The organism is Natrinema soli (genome assembly GCF_028618695.1).
The window spans coordinates 1-4,221 of the sequence record NZ_JAQIVI010000192.1; the positions used below are offsets into that span (position 1 = coordinate 1).

Below are 4,221 nucleotides of genomic sequence, written 5' to 3' on the forward strand. Positions count from 1 at the left end.
GCCGCCGAACGCGAGACGCTGACGGGGTCGCTGTTCGACTGTCCGGCCTACGCCTACGGCGCGACGACCTACGCGCTGGACGGGCGCGGTGCGGGCGTGAACGCGATGATGCCCTACGCGGAGTCCCTCGAGACCTCGGCCGAGTGGTTCGCCCAGCTCTGGGCCGAGAGCCTCGGGAAGGACGACCTCGGCCAGACGCCCGTGCGAGCGCTCGGGGTGACGGACCAGCACTCGCAACTTCAGCTCTATCGGGCCGGCCCGCGGGACAAGCTCGTCACCTTCGTCACCGCTCGAGCGGGCACGGACCGGCCGATTCCCGACACCGACGTCGAGGAGCTGGCGTATCTCGGCGACGCGACGCTGGGTGAACTCCTCGAGGCGGAGTTCGAGGCCACCGAGGCCAGCCTCGCCGCCGCGGGCCGGCCGAACGTCCGCATCGAACTCGAGCGCGTCGACGAGTACGAACTCGGCGGGCTGCTGTACGGCATGGAAGCCGCCTGCGTGCTCGCGGGCGAACTCTACGGCGTGAACACCTTCGAGCAGCCGGCCGTCGAGTGGGCCAAGAAGGCGACGCGCGGCCTGCTCGGTGGCGGGGACTTCGAGGAGGCCGACGCCGTCGCGGAGAAGACGGCGCTTCGGATCGAGCGGTAGCCGACCGCTGATTCCCGTCCTCGTCGCGCCGTTGAAATCACGTTCTCGAGAGTGTTTTATTGTGAAGCGTCCTCACCCGCCGTAACGAATGAAACAATGGGTTCTGATAGGATCCGGTGAGATGGTGTGTTCTGCTATCGTGGCAACACGGAAGCGCCACGCCCTCCCCAGCCGATTCACTCACTCCCTGCGGTCGCTCGCTCATCCCTCGCGCAATGTCGTCAGCCGACCTCACTCTCGTTCGGTCGGCTTCAAGCGCGCGCCACCGCACACCAGTTGGCCAGCCTGGAGTGAGACGTAGTTCCCCTTTACTGACCGCAGGGGAGAGGAGACACAGTGCCGGTGCGGATTGCAACCGGAGCCTCCCCGTCACATCGTCCGTTTGCGGTGCGCCTATCAGCCCTCGCACGAAAACCTACGTATGACCGAGACTGCACGGGCCGACGACACTGGCCCGATCACCTCAGACGTGATTCCCGGGATCGGGACGACCCTCGCGGGGATTACGATGGTCGCCATGCTCGTCCCCGTCCGCCAGGGCGTCGACGATCTCGCCGTCTGGGCGGGAGTCGGGTTCGCCCTCGCCGCCGTCCTCGCGTTTCTCGTCCGTCGCCACGGCGGCATCGAGCGGACGATCGCCGGGCCGATCGCCGCCGGCTCGAGCGTCGCGGTCGTCTTGCTCGCCGGCTACGCCCTGAACCAGGGGATTACGGCATCGACATCGCTGCCGTCGGTCTCGCTGTCGATCCCGCTCGTTTTCGTCGCCTTCGTCACCGCGGGACTGACCGCCGGCGTGGGCGTCGCGGAGTCCCTGGGCATCGGACTCGTCGGATTCAAACGCCGGACGCAGCAGCTGGCCGTCCTCACCGGCGTCGGGTTCGCGGGTCTCTTCGCTCCCGAAATCACGACGCCCGTACTCACGATTCCGATCATCCCGTTCGTCGAATCGCTCTCGGAGACCGAACTCCTCGTGGTCAGTCAGGTCGTCGGCAATCTCGGCATGGCGCTGGGGACGGCGATCATCGCGGTGGGCTATCTCCGGCTGACCGATCGCGACCGCTCCTTTCTCGATCTCCGATTGCCGACGGCGCGGGAGGTCGGCTGGACCGTCGCCGGACTGATCGTCCTCTTCGGGGCCGTCTTCGCGATCGATTTCGTCATGCAGACGGTCGGCGTCGAGGGCTCGGATCACGCGACGACCCAGCAAGCCCAGGAGCGTCCCGAGCTGATGCTCGTGATGATTCCGATCGCGATCCTGGTCATCGGCCCGTTCGAGGAGCTGCTGTACCGGAACGTTATCCAGAAGTCGCTCTACGACACGTTCTCGCGGGCTGGTGCCGTCGTCACGGCGAGCGTCATCTTCGCGGCCGTCCACGTCTCCGCGTACGCCACCGCCGGTCTCGGCGCGGTCATCGCCAGTCTCGGCACCGTCTTCGGGCTCTCGCTCGTCCTCGGGACGCTCTACGAGCGAACCGAGAACCTCGTGATCCCCGCGCTGGTCCACGGGCTCTATAACGCGTTGCTGTTCGCGAACCTCTACTCCCTCTACGGCTAAAATACGTCCAGAGCCCCGTCCCGTTACGAGGGGTTCTTTCTGGCCAGTTCAGACCCGCAGATCGGGCACCGTTCTTTTTCCTCGTCGAACTCGCGACCGCAGCCCTGACACTGGTACCGCCAGTGGCGCTGTTCGTCGATCCCTTCGCGGGCGATCACTTCGACGTCGACGTTGAGTTTCTCCGCGACGTTTTGCATCGCGTAGTCGTCGGTCACGAGGACGGCGTCGAGTTCGAAACTCGCCGCGACGAGGCGAACGTCGGTGCCGGAGAGGACCTCGAGGTCGCCGGATTCCCGGGCCGCGCGCTCGACCTTTTCGGTGGTGTCGTCGTTGGGAATGTGGATGTGCATCCCGGAGCCCTCCATCGCGTCGTAGCGATAGGCGCTCTCGTCTTCCAGTTCCTCGCGGACGAGCGGGATGGTCGCAGTCTGTTCTGTCGTGTGGAAGTCGTGGATAAAAGCCGAGGAGTCGAGAACGTACATACCGTTAGCGCTGGACGACGATGTAGTCTTTTACCGCCTGAACGCGGTTGACGGGAACCAGGAAATGGCCGGCGTCGTCGAGATCGAAATCGACGGCGCGCCGGGACAGTTCCTCGTCCGGCTCGATAACGAGATCGTTGAGTTTCCCCGATTTGAGATCCATCGTGATGTTGTAGAGCAATCCGAGCTCGGTGCCGTCGGAACCCATGACGGACTTCCCCGAGAGGTTTTCAGCGAGTATATCGCTCATGCATACCCGTACTTACTAATCGGTATTAAAAACCATGGGGTGAACGCGGATCGGCGTCTGACGCCGGGCAGACGAGGGCCGAACATCCGCCCGGTCGATCCCCATTCGGACACGATTGGCTCCGTTCGAACACGATCGAGCGTGCGAACGGCCGGGGCTGGGCCCGCCCGCCGAACCGGTTCGCGGTCGTCGGACGGGCCGCGATTGCGGCCATGATCACCGGAACGGCGATGACGATGGGTTTAACTGCGGCGATACGGACGATTTAGATAAGACCTTCCTCGGGTGGTTCACCATGTCGGACACGGATACACGCGACCCCACATCCCTCAGAACGCCGATCGTCGCCGTCCTCGGACACGTCGATCACGGCAAGACAAGTCTCCTCGACAAGATCCGCGGCTCCGCGGTCATCGAGGGCGAAGCAGGCGCGATCACCCAGCACATCGGCGCGACCGCCGTCCCGCTGGACATCATCTCCACGATCGCGGGCGATCTCGTCGACCCGGACGATTTCGACCTCCCCGGCCTCCTCTTCATCGACACGCCGGGTCACCACTCCTTTACCACGCTGCGATCCCGCGGTGGCGCGCTGGCCGATATCGCCATCCTCGTCGTCGACGTCAACGACGGGTTCCAGCCCCAGACGCTCGAGGCCTTAGACATCCTCAAGCGCTCCGAAACGCCGTTCATCGTCGCGGCGAACAAGATCGACACGGTTCCCGGCTGGAACCCCAACGAGGACTCGCCGATCAACGACACCTACGAGTCCCAGTCGGAGCGCGTCCGCCAGCGCCTCGACGAGAGCCTCTACGAGATCATCGGCAACCTCTCGGACGAGGGCTTTTCCGCTGACCTCTACTGGCGGGTCCAGAACTTCCAGCGCAACGTCGGTGTCGTCCCCGTCTCGGCGATGACCGGCGAGGGCGTTCCGGACCTCCTGACCGTCATGATGGGCCTCTCCCAGCGCTACATGAAAGAGGAGATGGAGATCGACGTCGCCGGCCCCGGCGTCGGCACCGTCCTCGAGGTCAAAGAGGAGAAAGGGTTCGGGACGACGATCGACACGGTACTGTACGACGGGACGATCCGGGCGGACGACACGATCGTCGTCGGTGGCCAGAACGAGCCGATCGTCACCGACGTGCGCGCGCTGCTCCAGCCGCGCCCGCTGGCCGAGATCCGAACCGAGAGCCGGTTCGAGAAAGTCGACGAGGTCTCGGCAGCGTCCGGGATCAAAGTCGCCGCGCCCGAACTTGCGGACGCGATGGCCGGCGCGCCGG

Annotated in this window: 4 protein-coding genes and 1 pseudogene; 3 read left to right on the forward strand and 2 right to left on the reverse strand. The window is 65.1% G+C overall.

All coding sequences use genetic code 11. The annotated features are described in order from the left end of the window. Together PGX04_RS12525 and PGX04_RS12530 are read left to right on the forward strand one after the other, a co-directional pair. Positions 1 to 651: pseudogene (locus PGX04_RS12525) on the forward strand (glucose-6-phosphate isomerase); the annotation flags it as partial. 421 nt (positions 652 to 1,072) lie between these two features. Continuing rightward, on the forward strand, positions 1,073 to 2,206 hold the full coding sequence (locus tag PGX04_RS12530; RefSeq protein WP_273738812.1) for a CPBP family intramembrane glutamic endopeptidase: 1,134 nt from the start codon (positions 1,073 to 1,075) through the stop codon (positions 2,204 to 2,206). Positions 2,207 to 2,229: 23 nt separating this feature from the next. Here the strand turns inward: PGX04_RS12530 and PGX04_RS12535 are convergent, their stop codons facing one another. Together PGX04_RS12535 and PGX04_RS12540 are read right to left on the reverse strand one after the other, a co-directional pair. Continuing rightward, positions 2,230 to 2,688, reverse strand: coding sequence for an NOB1 family endonuclease (locus PGX04_RS12535; RefSeq protein WP_273738813.1), 459 nt, complete (start codon positions 2,686 to 2,688; stop codon positions 2,230 to 2,232). Positions 2,689 to 2,692: 4 nt separating this feature from the next. After that, a complete protein-coding gene (locus PGX04_RS12540; RefSeq protein ID WP_098724692.1) occupies positions 2,693 to 2,938 on the reverse strand; it encodes a PRC-barrel domain-containing protein in 246 nt (81 codons plus the stop codon). A gap of 295 nt (positions 2,939 to 3,233) precedes the next feature. On the opposite strand from PGX04_RS12540, the gene infB reads away from it, so the two are divergent. Further along, positions 3,234 to 4,221: translation initiation factor IF-2 (gene infB / locus PGX04_RS12545; protein ID WP_273738814.1), on the forward strand; the 988-nt coding region annotated here is incomplete at its 3' end.

Coding starts and splice junctions, on each gene's coding strand:
- PGX04_RS12530 (WP_273738812.1), top strand. CDS start 1,073: ATGACCGAGACTGCACGGGCCGACGACACTGGCCCGATCACCTCAGAC.
- PGX04_RS12535 (WP_273738813.1), bottom strand. CDS start 2,688: ATGTACGTTCTCGACTCCTCGGCTTTTATCCACGACTTCCACACGACA.
- PGX04_RS12540 (WP_098724692.1), bottom strand. CDS start 2,938: ATGAGCGATATACTCGCTGAAAACCTCTCGGGGAAGTCCGTCATGGGT.